Origin of the sequence: Pseudactinotalea suaedae, from assembly GCF_009733815.1 — a bacterium.
GTDB classification, from domain to species: domain Bacteria; phylum Actinomycetota; class Actinomycetes; order Actinomycetales; family Beutenbergiaceae; genus Pseudactinotalea; species Pseudactinotalea suaedae.
The window spans coordinates 270,879-284,401 of record NZ_WNXY01000002.1; the positions used below are offsets into that span (position 1 = coordinate 270,879).

14 protein-coding genes are annotated in these 13,523 nt (G+C 73.1%); 5 read left to right on the forward strand and 9 right to left on the reverse strand.

All coding sequences use genetic code 11. The features are described from left to right. Positions 1-4: 4 nt before the first annotated feature. From GPA04_RS04635 to GPA04_RS04655, 5 genes are read right to left on the reverse strand one after another with little or no spacing between them, the layout of a single operon-like run. On the reverse strand, positions 5-865 hold the full coding sequence (locus tag GPA04_RS04635) for a transglutaminase family protein (protein WP_366464288.1): 861 nt from the start codon (positions 863-865) through the stop codon (positions 5-7). Then, positions 859-1,788: an alpha-E domain-containing protein gene (locus GPA04_RS04640; RefSeq protein ID WP_156222854.1), complete on the reverse strand. Its 930-nt coding sequence runs from the start codon at positions 1,786-1,788 to the stop codon at positions 859-861. Before GPA04_RS04640 ends, GPA04_RS04635 begins: the two co-directional genes overlap by 7 nt. Continuing rightward, positions 1,788-3,368, reverse strand: a complete 1,581-nt coding sequence (locus tag GPA04_RS04645; protein WP_156222855.1) for a circularly permuted type 2 ATP-grasp protein — start codon at positions 3,366-3,368, stop codon at positions 1,788-1,790. The genes GPA04_RS04640 and GPA04_RS04645 overlap by 1 nt, the downstream gene beginning before the upstream one ends. 36 nt (positions 3,369-3,404) lie before the next feature. Further along, positions 3,405-4,046: a 3-oxoacid CoA-transferase subunit B gene (locus tag GPA04_RS04650; RefSeq protein WP_194238929.1), complete on the reverse strand. Its 642-nt coding sequence runs from the start codon at positions 4,044-4,046 to the stop codon at positions 3,405-3,407. Position 4,047: 1 nt separating this feature from the next. Continuing rightward, positions 4,048-4,806 carry a CoA transferase subunit A gene (locus GPA04_RS04655; RefSeq protein ID WP_156222857.1) on the reverse strand — a complete coding sequence of 253 codons (759 nt, stop codon included), beginning with the start codon at positions 4,804-4,806 and terminating at the stop codon, positions 4,048-4,050. Between the two features lie 149 nt (positions 4,807-4,955). On the opposite strand from GPA04_RS04655, the gene GPA04_RS04660 reads away from it, so the two are divergent. The 3 genes from GPA04_RS04660 (at position 4,956) to rpsT (ending at position 7,157) form a co-directional block, all read left to right on the forward strand. Beyond that, positions 4,956-6,152 carry an acetyl-CoA C-acetyltransferase gene (locus tag GPA04_RS04660; RefSeq protein ID WP_156222859.1) on the forward strand — a complete coding sequence of 399 codons (1,197 nt, stop codon included), beginning with the start codon at positions 4,956-4,958 and terminating at the stop codon, positions 6,150-6,152. An 18-nt stretch (positions 6,153-6,170) separates the two neighbouring features. Next, positions 6,171-6,710, forward strand: coding sequence for a type II toxin-antitoxin system PemK/MazF family toxin (locus GPA04_RS04665; RefSeq protein WP_156222861.1), 540 nt, complete (start codon positions 6,171-6,173; stop codon positions 6,708-6,710). A gap of 186 nt (positions 6,711-6,896) precedes the next feature. Then, on the forward strand, positions 6,897-7,157 hold the full coding sequence (gene rpsT, locus GPA04_RS04670) for a 30S ribosomal protein S20 (RefSeq protein WP_156222864.1): 261 nt from the start codon (positions 6,897-6,899) through the stop codon (positions 7,155-7,157). 62 nt (positions 7,158-7,219) lie between these two features. Here rpsT and GPA04_RS04675 read toward each other — a convergent pair whose 3' ends face one another. Then, the gene (locus GPA04_RS04675) at positions 7,220-7,450 is read right to left on the reverse strand and encodes a glycine zipper domain-containing protein (RefSeq protein WP_156222866.1); all 231 of its coding nucleotides are present in this window, start codon (positions 7,448-7,450) and stop codon (positions 7,220-7,222) included. An 85-nt stretch (positions 7,451-7,535) separates the two neighbouring features. After that, the gene (gene holA / locus GPA04_RS04680; protein WP_156222868.1) at positions 7,536-8,552 is read right to left on the reverse strand and encodes a DNA polymerase III subunit delta; all 1,017 of its coding nucleotides are present in this window, start codon (positions 8,550-8,552) and stop codon (positions 7,536-7,538) included. Positions 8,553-8,618: 66 nt separating this feature from the next. Here holA and GPA04_RS04685 point away from each other — a divergent pair, with 66 nt between their 5' ends. Further along, complete coding sequence (locus GPA04_RS04685; RefSeq protein ID WP_156222870.1) at positions 8,619-9,287, forward strand: hypothetical protein; 669 nt, start codon at positions 8,619-8,621, stop codon at positions 9,285-9,287. On the opposite strand, the gene GPA04_RS04690 is transcribed toward GPA04_RS04685, so the two are convergent. Continuing rightward, positions 9,261-10,736 carry a ComEC/Rec2 family competence protein gene (locus GPA04_RS04690; protein ID WP_156222872.1) on the reverse strand — a complete coding sequence of 492 codons (1,476 nt, stop codon included), beginning with the start codon at positions 10,734-10,736 and terminating at the stop codon, positions 9,261-9,263. The genes GPA04_RS04685 and GPA04_RS04690 overlap by 27 nt on opposite strands. A gap of 2 nt (positions 10,737-10,738) precedes the next feature. Further along, positions 10,739-11,455, reverse strand: a complete 717-nt coding sequence (locus GPA04_RS04695) for a helix-hairpin-helix domain-containing protein (RefSeq protein WP_156222874.1) — start codon at positions 11,453-11,455, stop codon at positions 10,739-10,741. A 143-nt stretch (positions 11,456-11,598) separates the two neighbouring features. Between GPA04_RS04695 and GPA04_RS04700 the strand changes: the two genes are divergently transcribed. Further along, entirely contained in the window at positions 11,599-13,443 is a 1,845-nt protein-coding gene (locus tag GPA04_RS04700) for a helicase HerA-like domain-containing protein (RefSeq protein ID WP_156222875.1), read from the forward strand. The last annotated feature ends 80 nt before the right edge of the window (positions 13,444-13,523 follow it).

The following is a 13,523-nucleotide window of genomic DNA, read 5'->3' on the forward strand; positions in this document are numbered from 1 at the left end:
CCGCTCACGCCTCCCGCGTGATCCGGACCTCGACCTGCTGCGAGGACCTGCCGCCGCCGGCGTACACACCGCGCAGCGGCGTCACGTCGCCGTACTCGCGGCCGCGCGCCACGATCACGTGGTGGTCGCTGACCCCGATCCGGTTCGTGGGGTCGAACCCCACCCAGTCCCCCGCCCAGTACTCGATCCAGGCGTGCGACTCCCCCGTCACCGGGACGCCCGGCTCGGCGTTCGAGGTCAACGGGTGCAGGTAGCCCGAGACGTACCGCGTGGGGATGCCGACCGCGCGCAACGCACCGACGCCGAGGTGCGCGATGTCCTGGCACACGCCGGAGCGCGACTCCCAGGCCTCCCTGGCCTTGGTGTGCACGCCCGTCACGCCCGGGACGTACTCGACCTCCTCGCGCATGGCGCCCAGCACCGCCGTCGCGGCCTGCGCCGGCGGCAGGTCGCCGATGGTGTCCTTCGCCAGGGCGACCAGATCGGCCGCCGGCTCGGTGACCGACGTGGCCACGAGGTACTCGCACATCCGGTCGGCCACCTCCGGCGACCGCAGCTGCTCCCAGGCCACCCCCGGGATCGGCCGTGGCGGCGTGAGCTCCACCCGGGACTCCGCCAGCACCACCAGCGCCTCGTGCGGCGTGAGCACCTCGAACGGCGTCACCGAGGTGCCCCAGTAGTCGAGGTAGGTCGACTGGAAGGTCGACGGCGTGGCCGTGACCCGTGACGAGATCAGCCGCTGGTGCGGCAGCTCCAGGGGCCGCATCCGCGCCTCGTTGTAGGACGCCGTGACGCTGCGGGCGTAGGAGAAGGTCGTGCGGTGCACGATGTGCAGGCGGTTCACGGGGTTCGCTGCGTTCACCATGGGTCTCCGATCCAGTCGTCGGACACCCCGGAGGGGAAGTAGCGCAGCTTGATCGCGTCGGAGGCCTCCGAGCAGGCGCGCTGCACGTCCTCCATCTCCTGCGGCAGGTTGCCGAGCAGCTTGAGCAGGGGGCGGTACTCCAGCGTCGACCGGATGCGGCCCAGCACGGTGCGCGGGTCGTCGTCGCCCTTGCGCCGGACACCGGGCTCCAGCTCGCCCAGGCAGGTCTCGGCGCGGGCCAGCGAGTACAGCACCGAGCGCGGGAAGGAGGGGTCGAGCAGCAGGAACTCGGCGGCCAAGCGGTCTGCCTCGCGGCCGCGGTTGGTGCGCAGGTAGGCCTCGTGCGCACCGCAGGAGCGCAGCAGCGTGGTCCAGTCGGGCGCCGCGCTCCCCGCCAGCACGCGGGTGGCGATGAGACGCGCCGTCATGTCGGCGCGCTCGATCGAGCGGCCGAGCACCAGGAACTGGTGGGTGCCCTCGCGCGGGGTGGTGGCGTCGGTGATGCCGCCGACCAGCGCCGCACGCTCGCGCACCCAGGCGAAGAACTCCGGCGGCGTGGATCGCGCGGTGCGGCTCGGCAACGCGTTCCAGGTGGTGTTGAGCGCCTCCCACAGCTCCGAGGAGAGAACCTCGCGGGCGCGCCGGGCGTTGCCGCGCGCCGCGGTCAACGAGCCGGCGATCGCGCCGGGTGAGACCCGGTTGAGCGCCAGCTCGTCCAGCACGATCTGACGGGTTGCGAGCACCCCCTCGGGCGGCTCGGCGGCCCCCATGACGGCGAGCAGCGAGCGGCAGGCGAGATCCTCCTCGACCCAGGGGTCCTCCAGCAGCAGCTGCAGGTGGGCGTCGAGGATGCGCGCGGTGTCGTCGGCGCGCTCGACGTAGCGACCGATCCAGAACAGCGACTCAGCGATCCGGGACAGCATCAGCGCTGCCCTCCCAGGTCGGTCTGCTGCTGCTGCTGCGCCTGCTGCTGGTGGCCGCTGTCCTGCGGGTTGGTGTCGAGCGGGATGCCGTGGATCGGCGGCTGCTCGATGCGCACCTCCGGGCGCACCGCGGTGCGCTTGCGGCCGCTGCCGAGCACCCAGGTGTCCTTGGAGCCGCCGCCCTGGGAGGAGTTGACCACGAGCTGGCCCTCGGCCAGCGCGACACGGGTCAGCCCACCCGGGAGCACCCAGACGTTCTCGCCGTCGTTGACGGCGAACGGTCGCAGGTCGACGTGCCGGGGTCGCAGCGACTCGCCCGCCAGCGTCGGCACCGTGGACAGCTGCACCACCGGTTGCGCGATCCAGCCGCGCGGATCCTGCTGCAGCCGCACCCGGGCGGCGTCGAGCTCGGCCTTCTCCGCGGCCGGGCCGATGATGATGCCCTTGCCGCCGGAGCCGTCGACCGGCTTCACCACCAGCTCCTCCAGCCGGTCCAGCACCTCCGCGAGCGCCTCGGGCTCCTCGAGCCGCCAGGTGTCGACGTTCTTGAGGATCGGTTCTTCACCGAGGTAGTAGCGGATCAGGTCCGGCACGTAGGTGTAGATCAGCTTGTCGTCGGCGACGCCGTTGCCCACCATGTTCGCGATCGTCACGGTGCCGGCGCGCGCCGCGTTGAGCAGCCCGGGGCAGCCCAGAAGCGAGTCGGGCCGGAACGCGACCGGGTCGAGGAACTCGTCGTCGACGCGCCGGTAGATCACGTCCACGCGGCGACGGCCCTCGGTGGTGCGCATGTAGACACGGTCGCCCGCGCACACCAGGTCGCGGCCCTCGACCAGCTCCACGCCCATGAGGCGCGCCAGCAGCGAGTGCTCGAAGTAGGCGCTGTTGTACGCGCCCGGGGTGAGCACCACCACGACCGGGTCGTCGACCCCGGGCGGTGCGGCCGCCGTCAGGGCGGCGAGGAGCCGGCGCGGGTAGTCCGCGACCGGCCGGATGCGCATCTTGGAGAACAGCTCGGGGAACGACTGCGCCATGGCGCGCCGGTTCGAGAGCACGTACGAGACGCCGCTGGGGACACGCACGTTGTCCTCGAGCACGCGCCAGGAGTCGGCGGCGTCACGGATCACGTCGATGCCGGCCACGTGCACACGGACGCCGTTCGCGGGCTCGACCCCGACAGCGGCCCGGTGGAAGTGCGCCGAGGACAGGATCAGCTTGCGAGGCAGCACGCCGTCGGCGATGACCTTCTGCGGTCCGTACACATCGGCCAGCAGCGCCTCCAGCGCCCGGACCCGCTGCGCGATGCCCGGCGCGAGGTGCTCCCACTCCGCGCCGTCGACCACGCGAGGCACCGAGTCGAGCGGGAACGGCCGCTCCTCGCCACCGACGTCGAACGTGATGCCCTGGTCGAGATAGCTGCGGGCGAGCGCGTCCGCACGGATCCCGAGCTCGTCGGCGTCGAGCGCACCCATGGTGCGGTGCACGTGCTGGTACGGCCCGCGCACGGCGCGGTGCTCGCCCTCGCCCATCATCTCGTCCCAGGCCACCCCGCTCGGGTATCCCTCGAACAGATCGGCCATGTCGGGAAACCTACCGCGCGTGAGGTGTCCGGGCTGTTACGTGCCCAGCGCGATCCGCAGCGGTGGCTCGGTGGCGGCGGCGACCTCCTCGGCGCTGACACCCGGAGCGCACTCGCGCAGCACCAGACCCTCGGGCTCGACGTCGATGACCGCGAGGTCGGTGATCACCCGATCGACCACACCGCGGCCCGTCAGCGGCAACGAGCACGCGCGGACGATCTTCGGACTGCCGTCCTTGGCGACGTGCTCCATCAGCACGATCACCCGCCTGGCGCCGTGGACGAGGTCCATCGCACCGCCGGGGCCCTTGACCATCTTCCCCGGGATCATCCAGTTCGCGAGGTCACCGGTGGCCGAGACCTGCATGCCGCCCAGGATCGCGGCGTCGATCTTGCCGCCGCGGATCATGGCGAAGCTGAGCGCGCTGTCGAAGAACGCCGCGCCCGGCAGCGTCGTGACCGTCTCCTTGCCCGCGTTGATCAGGTCGGGGTCGACGGCGTCCTCGTGCGGGTACGGACCCACGCCCAGGATGCCGTTCTCCGACTGGAGGACGACCGTGACGCCGTCGGGCACGTAGTTCGGGATCAACGTCGGCAGCCCGATGCCGAGGTTGACGTACGAGCCGTCCACCAGCTCGGCTGCCGCGCGGGCGGCCATCTGCTGCCGGGTCAGTGCCATGTCAGCCCTCCTGCACGGTACGGCGCTCGATGCGCTTGGGCGTGTCGGTGCCGACGGCGACCACGCGCCGCACGAAGACCCCGGGCAGGTGCACCTCGTCCGGCGGGATGTCACCGACCTCCACCAGCTCCTCGACCTCGGCGACGCAGATCGCGCCCGCCATCGCAGCCAACGGGTTGAAGTTGCGCGCGGAGGCGTGGAACTGCAGGTTCCCGGCCCGGTCACCACGCCGGGCGTGCACCAGCGCGAAGTCGCACGTGATCGCCTCCTCGAGCACGTACTGGATGCCCCGGAAGTCGCGGACCTCCTTGGCTGAGGACGACACCGCCACCCCACCATCGCCGTCATACCGGCGCGGCAGCCCACCCTCGGCGACCTGGGTGCCGACCCCGGTCTGGGTGAAGAACGCGGCGATCCCCGAGCCACCCGCCCGCAGCTTCTCGGCGAGCGTGCCCTGCGGGGTCAGCTCCACCTCGAGCTCACCGGCGAGGAACTGCCGCTCGAACTCCTTGTTCTCCCCCACGTAGGAGGACGTCATCTTGGCGAGCCGGCCGTGCGCCAGCAGCAGCCCCAGCCCCCAGTCGTCGACCCCGCAGTTGTTGCTCACGACCGACAGCCCGGTGCTCCCGTGGTCCAGCAACGCGCGGATCAGATCCATCGGGTTCCCGCACAGACCGAAACCGCCGACGGCGATGCTCGCCCCGTCACCGATGTCCGCCACCGCGGTGGCGGCGTCGGGGACGACCTTGTCGATGTTCATGCTGCTCCTCCTGCGACGTTGCCCGGGCGGATCTGCTTGCATCCTGCCCCAGCGGCGTGGGCGGCGTCTCCCGGTCGCACGCCGGGGCCGCGTGGGCGATGTCGAGCGGTGCGAGACTGGCATCACCCCCGATGAAGAGGAGTCGACGGATGACCTCCGTGCCAGAGCAGGACGCCCCGACCGACGTCGTGATCGTCGGTGCCGCGCGCACCCCGTACGCCAAGCTCGCGGGCGCGCTCGCGAGCATGACCGCCGTCGAGATGGGGTCGCACGCGATCCGGAACGCCGTGCAGCGCGCGGGCATCTCTCCCGGATCGGTCGACGCCGTGCTGCTGGGGCAGGTGCTGCAGGCCGGCGCGGGGCAGAACCCGGCGCGGCAGGCTGCCCTGGGCGCCGGGCTCGACCCCCGCGTCCATGCGAGCGCCATCAACAAGGTGTGCCTGTCGGGCCTGACGGCGGTCATCGACGCCGCGCGCATGATCCGCGCCGGCGACGCCACGGTGGTGGTCGCGGGCGGGATGGAGTCGATGAGCCATGCGCCGCACCTGTTGCCCGGCACCCGCACCGGCTGGCTCTACGGCGACCGGACCGCGCTCGACCACCTCGCCCACGACGGGCTCACCGACGCCGCCGAGGGCGGGCCGATGGGCGCGCTGACCGAGCGGGGCAACGCCGACCGCGGGCTCACCCGCGAGGAGCAGGACGCCATCGCGCTCGCCTCGCACCAGCGGGCTGCCGCGGCGCGCGAGCTCATCGCCCAGGAGATCGCGCCGGTCACGATCTCCTCGCGGCGGGGCGAGGCCGTGATCGCTCACGACGAGGGCGTCCGCGAGGACACCAGCGCCGAGGGGCTCGCGCGCCTGCGCCCGGCCTTCGCCGCGGACGGCACGATCACGGCCGGAAACGCCTCGCAGCTGAGCGACGGCGCCGCGGCGCTGGTGCTCACCACGCGTGCGCATGCCGAGGCGGAGGGGCTGACCGTGATGGCCACGATCGGCGCGGCCGGACATGTCGCGGGGCCGGACAACCACCTGCACCACCAGCCGTCGCGCGCCATCTCCGCCGCGCTCGAGCGCGCCGGCTGGGGCGTCGAGGACCTCGACCTCGTCGAGATCAACGAGGCCTTCGCCGCGGTCTCGCTGGCCTCCACCCGCGAGCTCGGGATCGACGGCGAGCGTGTCAACATCCACGGCGGTGCGATCGCCCTCGGTCACCCGATCGGCTCCTCCGGGGCGCGCCTGGTGATCCACGCCGCGTACGAGCTGGCTCGCCGCGGGTCGGGCCGGGCGGGGGTCGCGCTGTGCGGCGGCGGCGGGCAGGGGGACGCGCTGCTGCTGCGTCGCTGACCGGTAGCCTCGGCGCTCATGAGCGTGCTGAACCGGATCGTCAGGGTCGCGACCGGGCTGGTGCGTGATGCCGCGCGGAGCTCGCAGCGGCGCGCACGGCGCGGCCAGCGAGCCGGGCACCGTGGTCCCGAGCGCGCTGACGTCACGGTGCCCTTCGAGCAGCCGTTGCCGGCGCTGCGGTACGCGCCCGAGGCCGACGACGACGCCGATCCCGGTGAGATCGTGTGGGCCTGGGTGCCCTACGACGAGAACGACGGCCGCGGCAAGGACCGCCCGGTCCTGATCCTCGCGCGCCACGCCGGTGGCTACCTCGGGCTGCAGGCCACATCCCAGGACCACGACCGCGACCGTGCCGACGAGGCACGGTGGGGGCGGTACTGGTTCGACATCGGCGCCGGCGCGTGGGACAGCCACGGCCGGCAGTCGGAGGTGCGGCTGGACCGGGTCCTGTACCTGCCCGCCGCCGCGGTCCGGCGTCAGGGAGCGGCCCTGGACGAGGAGCGGTTCGACGCCGTCGCGCAGGCGCTCCGCGCGTTCCGGCGTGACCAAGATCGCTGACCCGGCCGGGCAGAACCCCTGGTAAGGTATCCCGTTGGGTTGCTGTTGTACCGGCGGCCCGGTGAGCGCTATCGCGGAAGCCCAGAGGATCCCAACCCTCGTGCCCGTCTCCGCGTCGCAGCTCCGACACCCTCTTCGACGTAGTCCGATCGCGCGAGCGAACCACCGAAAGAGTTTGAGTTACACGTGGCCAACATCAAGTCCCAGATCAAGCGGATCCGCACCAACGAGAAGGCGCGCCTGCGCAACAAGGCCGTGAAGTCGGAGCTGAAGACCCAGGTCCGTCACGTCCGCGAGGCGATCGCCGCCGGCAACAAGGAGACCGCAGCCGCCGCCCTGGCGACCGCCTCCCGTCAGCTGGACAAGGCAGCCTCGAAGGGTGTCATCCACCTCAACCAGGCAGCCAACCGCAAGTCGGCGCTCGCCAAGCAGGTCGCCGCTCTCTGAGCGACCCGCACCACAGCTTCACGACGGCGCCACCCCACGGGTGGCGCCGTCGTCGTGTCCGCTCACTCGTCCCCGGCGCGCCCTGCTGACTCGTCGTCACCCTCGCCGGCCCCGGGCTTCCGGGCCTGGAACGCCGCTCCGAAGGCCAGGCCGATGGCCATGCCGATCGGGATGCCGAGCGCGATGTTGTCCATCGCGACGCCGATCGCCACCCCGATGGCGACCCCGATCGCGAGGCCGGCTCCGAGCATCGGCGCCCCAGCGGGCTCGGTGGGCTTCTGATCCTCGTTCATGGCTTCAGCCTCCCGCGTGTGCCCCCGAGACGTCCTCCGTCGGCCGGGTGAAGCTGGAGCCACCGCTCCCCCGCGCGGCTGAGGATCAGCGACCGGCGCGGGCGCCGGCGACCCGCAGGACCGCCCGCTCGACCGCGAACTGAGGTTCGCGGCTCTCGCCCTTGACCTCGGCGTCGGCATCGGCGACGGCGGTGATCGCCGCCGCCAGCCCCTCGGGTGTCCAGCCGGAGAGCTCGCGGCGGGCACGGTCGATCTGCCAGGGGGCGAGCCCGAGGTCGGCGGCGCTGGCGCCGCCGCGGCCGCGGGTCGCGGCGACCTTGGCCAGCGTGCGCAGCTTCATCGCCAGCGCGGCGACCAGCGGCACCGGGTCGGACCCGGTGGACAGGGCGTGCCGCAGCAGTGTGACGGCGGCCGCGCCGTCGCCGGCGATGGCGGTGTCGGCCACCCGGAACCCGGTCGCCTCGACCCGGCCGCCGTGGTACCGCTGCACGACATCGGGGGTGATGGCGCCGGTGGTGTCGTCGATCAGCTGCTGCACACCGGCCGCGAGCTCACGCAGGTCGGATCCCAGCGCCTCGACCAGTCCGCGCACCGCGTCGGCGCTGGCGCGACGGCCCGCGGCGCGGAACCGGGCGCTGACGAAGTCGACCTTCTCGGTGTCGCGCTTGAGCGGGTCGCACTGCACGACCGGGAGCCCCGCCGCCGCGATCGCGTCGAGCAGCTTCTTGCCCCGCACGCCCTTGGTGTGACGGAGCACCATCGACACCTCACCGACCTCGCTGTCCAGCTGCTCGAGGTAGGCGAGGCCGTCGGTGATGAACGCGTCGGAGGCCGCATCGACGCCGTCGACCACGACGTGCCGGCGCTCCTCGAACAACGACGGGCTGGTGATGACGTCGAGCTGGTGCGGCTGGTACGCCGCGGCGTCGATGCGCGTCACCTCGACCTCGGGGTCACGCTGCTTGGCCAGCGCGAGCAGGTGGTCGGTCACGGCGTCGACGAAGTAGCCCTCGGAACCCTTGACGAGCACGACCGGGGCGAGCGGGATCGCGTCGAGATCGAGCGGGTTGAGCCCGGCAGGCTTCCGGCGTGAGGGTGGCACGCGACCAGCCTGCCATCTCTGGCCGACAGCGGTGTCCCGGGCCCGGTTCGGACCTACGATCGCGCCATGCCCACCGTGGTGATCAAGCCCTCGACAGGCCGACTGGTCGGCCTGGTCGCGCTGTCGCTGCTGCTGACGCTGGGCTCGATCTTCATGATGCGCGAGGGTGGTCTGCTGCTGCTGGTCGGGCTGATCGGCCTCGCACTCTTCGGCGGCGGCGCGGTCATGCTGCTGGTGCGGCACGCCCGGGGCGGGGTGACCCTGACGCTGACTCCCGCGGGTCTGCTGCCCGGATCCGGTGGCTTCGTGCCGTGGCACGACGTCGGCGGCTTCGGCGCCACGAAGACCGGCGGCGCCGCCTGCCTGGGCGCGTGGCTGACCGACCCGCGCAGCTATCTCGCCTCGCTGACGCCGCAGCAGCAGTCGCTGGTGCTCAAGGCCGCGCTCGCCGCCAAGGGCATCGCCCCCATCCTGGGCGCGGCCGACCCGGGTTCGCTGCGCGACGCTGTCACGCTCGCCTCCATGCCGGCGCACGACGTCGGCGCAGCGCTGCGGTGGGCGAAGGCGCAGGCCGGCGGCTATGACCTGACGTTCCCCGCCCTGAACCTGGACCGCCCGATACCGCAGCTGGTTCAGCTGTGCGAGCAGTACCGGTCCGCGGCCACGGCAGCACTGGCACAGCAGTGGCAGCCGCCTCCGGTGCCACCGTCAGCGTTCCCGCCGCCGACGGGATGACCGCAGCAGCCGCGCCAGCAGCAGCCCGGCAGCACCGATCGTGACGGCCACCCACCACGGGACGGTGGCCAGCGGCAGTCCCGCGCACCAGGTGGCGACCGAGGCGACCCACGCGGTCGCGACCCCGGCCGCTGCCGCCAGCAGCTGCGCGAGCGTCGGTGAGGCGGGGGCCACGAGGGTCGCGAGCAGGCCGAGGGCGGTGGCCGGCGGCACCGCCGGGGCGGACAGCACGTTGGCGAGCACGCCGTGCACAGGCATGGCGGGCTGCAGCAGCGCGAGTGCCGGCGTGCATGCCAGCTGCGCCGCCAGCGGCACGGCGAGCGCCAGCGCGACGAGGCGCGGGAGATGTCGGCTCAGCCGGTCCGCGAGCGGACCGGACGCGAGCAGCAGCCCCGCTGTAGCCAGCACCGACAGCACGAACCCGAACGATCCAGCGAGCCACGGGTCGACCGCCAGCAGCGCGATCACGCTCGCCCACAGCGCGGGGAGCGCTGCACGCGGTCGGCCCAGCAGCAGCCCGGTCAGCAGCACGCCACCCATGGCCGCCGATCGCAGCACGCTGGCACTGGGGTGCACCAGCACGACCAACGCTGTCAGGACCACACCACCGATCACCGCCTGCCAGGGTCGGGGCAGCCGGCGCAGCACCAGCAGCACGACGCCGACCACCATCGCCACATGGGCTCCCGAGACCGCGGTCACGTGCGTCAGGCTGACCGTGCGCAGGTCAGCCGCCAGGGTGACCGGCAGCGCGCGGTCGTCACCGATCGCGATCCCCGGCACGAGGCCGCGCGCCTGGGAGTCGAGGCCCGCACTCGCGCTGACGAGCCCCTCGCGCAGGCGTGCGACGAGGGCAGCGACCGGCGGCGCCCGCGCCACGACGTCGGGCGGGCCGTCGGCAACCAGCAGCGCGGCCGCAGCGTCGCCGGGCTGCGTCGCCACGACGCGCGCCGCGGCCTGGACCCGTGACCCGACGACGACCGACATCCAGCTCGCGTCGGCGAGCACGGTCACGGCGACGCCGGGCCGCCCCGGCGCCGACTCCTCCCCTGTCTGCACCGCGACCCAGGTCGCACGCACCAGCAGACGATCCTCGGCCAGCGGGCGCGGCTCGGAGTCGATCCGCAGCTCCGACGTCACGGTCGAGCGCAGATACGGCTCCACCACCGCGTCCCGGATCTCGGCGCGCGCCCACGACCAGCCCAGCAGCATCGACATGCTGGCGCCGGTCAGCAGCACCGTGGCGGCAGCCCGGCCGTGGGTGCGGCGGCGATGCCGACCACCCGGCGGCCGCCCCGACCGAGCGGCGGCTGTAGCCGTCAGCACGAGGCAACCGAGCAGCAGCACGCACCCGAGCACCGGGTCGGCCCGGGTTCCGACCAGCGCCACGGCCCACCCGAGCAGCGCGGCAGGCAGGAGCCTGAGGTCGCGACTCACCGGGACCGTCATCGTCAGACCGTGACCTTGTCCTGCAACCGCGCCAGGATCGCCGGCCCGATGCCGGAGACGTTGGTCAGCGCGTCGACGCTGGGGAACGGTCCGTTCTCCGCGCGCCAGGCGATGATCCGCTCGGCGAGCGCCGGACCGATGCCCGGCAGCGCCTCCAGCGCCACCGCGTCCGCGGTGTTGATGTTCACCAGGCCGCCGCCGGGCTGGGAACCACCGGCTCCGGTGCCGCCGGAGGTGGTGGGCGGGATGTTCTCGCCCTCGCGCGGCACGTAGACCTGCTGGCCGTCGACGACCGGCGCGGCGAGGTTGAGCGCGTCGAGGTCGGCACCCTCGGCAGGGCCGCCCGCCACCTCGATCGCCTCCGCCACCCGAGCACCGGCGGGCATCTGGACCAGACCCGGCTCGAGCACCGCCCCGGCCACGTGGACCACCAGCACCGTCGCGTCGCCACCGGTGGGCTCCGCGGTGGCCACCCCCCCCGGCGGCTCGGGCTCGGCAGAGGGTGCCGCAGGCGCCCCCGGTGCGGGCGGGACACGCACGAGCACGAGGTAGGTGATACCCGCCACCACCAGCACGATCAGTACGGCCGCAACCCGGGCGGCGGCGCCGGTCGGCGCCGCCCATCTGCTGGGCGCCCGCTCCGGCGGCTCGGGTCGACCGCCGGCGTCGTACGCCACCCGCAGGTACCTCCGCAGCCGCGCCGCAGAATCGTCACGCATGGCGCGAACGTAGGCCGACCCGCCCGCGCGCGCCCCACCCGCCAGGGGGTGCTGTGGATGGAGATGCATCGGTCCGGACCTGTGGACATCCGAGGTTGCGGAGGCACCGCTGCGAGCCGCACCAGCCCCTACCCTGAGGGACCATGACCGAGGCAGAGCTCGCAGCCCTTCGCGCCGCAGCAGCACAGGCCGCTGCCGAGGCGGCAGAGGCGAGGGCCGCGGCGGCGGCGGCCGCGCTCGAGGCCGCCGAGGCTGCCGCGGCCGCATCCGCCGGCGCCCCAGCGGCGCCGACCGCCGCGGCGGTGCCCGCAGGACCGGCGGACGCGGTGACGGACCCGACCGGCGAGGCCGCGCCGTCGGCTAGTTCGCTGTCGGAGCAGGCGGCGGCGATCCAGGCCGGCTACACGTTCCAGGGTGGAACGCTGCCGCTGGGCGCGCTCGTCGAGAACGACGAGGCGATCGCGGCCGTGCAGGTCGGGCTCCCGCTGGCGATGATGAACCGGCACGGGCTCGTCGCCGGTGCCACCGGTACCGGCAAGACCCGCACCCTGCAGGCGATGGCCGAGGGCCTCAGCGCGGCGGGGGTGCCGGTCTTCCTCGCCGACATCAAGGGCGACCTGTCGGGTCTCGTCGTCGAGGGCGAGCCGAACGAGAAGCTGCTCGCCCGCACCACCAGCCTCGGGCAGGACTGGACCCCCGCCACCTTCCCGGTCGAGTTCTACTCGCTCGGCGGCCAAGGCAACGGCGTCCCGATCCGCACCACCGTGACCGACTTCGGTCCGCTGCTGCTGGCCAAGGTGCTCGGCCTCAACGACACCCAGGAGTCCTCGCTCGGGCTCATCTTCCACTGGGCCGACACCCAGGGGTTGGCGCTGCTGGACCTCAAGGACCTGCAGTCCACCATCGGCTACCTCACCGGCGACGACGGCAAGGACGAGCTCAAGGGCATCGGTGGGGTCTCCGCCGCGACGGCGGGAGTGATCCTCCGCGAGATCGTCGCGCTGCAGGCCCAGGGCGCCGACGTGTTCTTCGGCGAGCCCGCCTTCCGCACGAGCGACCTGATCCGGACCGCCGCCGACGGCCGCGGTGTGATCTCCGCGCTCGAGCTCCCGGACGTGCTCGACCGACCGGCGCTGTTCTCCACGTTCCTCATGTGGCTGCTGGCCGACATGTTCGGCGACCTGCCCGAGGTCGGCGACGCCGACAAGCCGACCCTGGTGTTCTTCTTCGACGAGGCGCACCTGCTGTTCAACGACGCCTCCAAGGAGTTCCTCAACCAGGTCACGCAGACCGTGCGGCTGATCAGGTCGAAGGGCGTCGGGATCTTCTTCGTCACCCAGACCCCGAAGGACGTCCCCGCCGACGTCCTTGCGCAGCTGGGCAACCGGGTCCAGCACGCGCTGCGCGCGTTCACGCCCGACGACGCCAAGGCGCTGCGCGCCACGGCACGGACCTTCCCGACGTCGGAGTACGACCTCGAGGAGCTCCTCACGTCGCTGGGCACCGGTGAGGCGGTCGTGACCGTGCTGGCCGAGAAGGGCGCACCGACGCCGGTGGCGTGGACGCGGCTCCGCGCACCGCAGGCGTCGATGGACCCGGCACCGGACGCCACGATCGCCGCGGTGGTGGACGCCTCCCCCGCCCTCGCGCAGTACGGCGAGCCGGTCGACAACGTGAGCGCCTACGAGATGCTGGTGCGGCGGATCGACCAGGAGAAGCAGGCACGGCAGGCGGCTGAGCAGGCCGAGGCCGCGGCCGTGCAGGCCGAGAAGGACCGTGTCGCCGCCGAGAAGCGCGCCGCCAAGGAGGCCGAGGCCGCTGCCAGGGCCCGGGCCAAGGAGGACGCCGCACGAGCGGCCCGTGAGGCGAAGGAGGCCGAGCGCAACGCCCGCACCCGCCGCTCGAGCCTCGACTCGCTGCTCAAGTCCGCCGGCACCGTGATCGGTCGCGAGATCACGCGCTCGATCTTCGGGACGCGCCGGCGCTGACCCCGCGCGGGCGACAGGTCCTCCTCGAGCGACGAATCCGGCTGCTCTCACTCGTATCCACTCTCGACAGGAGTGCCACG

Excerpts from the sequence above, each read along its gene's own strand:
- GPA04_RS04665 (WP_156222861.1), top strand. The coding sequence starts at position 6,171 with ATGAGCGTGCTGAACCGGATCGTCAGGGTCGCGACCGGGCTGGTGCGT.
- GPA04_RS04675 (WP_156222866.1), bottom strand. The coding sequence starts at position 7,450 with ATGAACGAGGATCAGAAGCCCACCGAGCCCGCTGGGGCGCCGATGCTC.
- GPA04_RS04650 (WP_194238929.1), bottom strand. The coding sequence starts at position 4,046 with ATGGCACTGACCCGGCAGCAGATGGCCGCCCGCGCGGCAGCCGAGCTG.
- GPA04_RS04635 (WP_366464288.1), bottom strand. The coding sequence starts at position 865 with ATGGTGAACGCAGCGAACCCCGTGAACCGCCTGCACATCGTGCACCGC.
- GPA04_RS04655 (WP_156222857.1), bottom strand. The coding sequence starts at position 4,806 with ATGAACATCGACAAGGTCGTCCCCGACGCCGCCACCGCGGTGGCGGAC.
- GPA04_RS04685 (WP_156222870.1), top strand. The coding sequence starts at position 8,619 with ATGCCCACCGTGGTGATCAAGCCCTCGACAGGCCGACTGGTCGGCCTG.
- GPA04_RS04645 (WP_156222855.1), bottom strand. The coding sequence starts at position 3,368 with ATGGCCGATCTGTTCGAGGGATACCCGAGCGGGGTGGCCTGGGACGAG.
- GPA04_RS04700 (WP_156222875.1), top strand. The coding sequence starts at position 11,599 with ATGACCGAGGCAGAGCTCGCAGCCCTTCGCGCCGCAGCAGCACAGGCC.
- GPA04_RS04640 (WP_156222854.1), bottom strand. The coding sequence starts at position 1,788 with ATGCTGTCCCGGATCGCTGAGTCGCTGTTCTGGATCGGTCGCTACGTC.
- GPA04_RS04695 (WP_156222874.1), bottom strand. The coding sequence starts at position 11,455 with ATGCGTGACGATTCTGCGGCGCGGCTGCGGAGGTACCTGCGGGTGGCG.
- GPA04_RS04660 (WP_156222859.1), top strand. The coding sequence starts at position 4,956 with ATGACCTCCGTGCCAGAGCAGGACGCCCCGACCGACGTCGTGATCGTC.
- GPA04_RS04690 (WP_156222872.1), bottom strand. The coding sequence starts at position 10,736 with ATGACGGTCCCGGTGAGTCGCGACCTCAGGCTCCTGCCTGCCGCGCTG.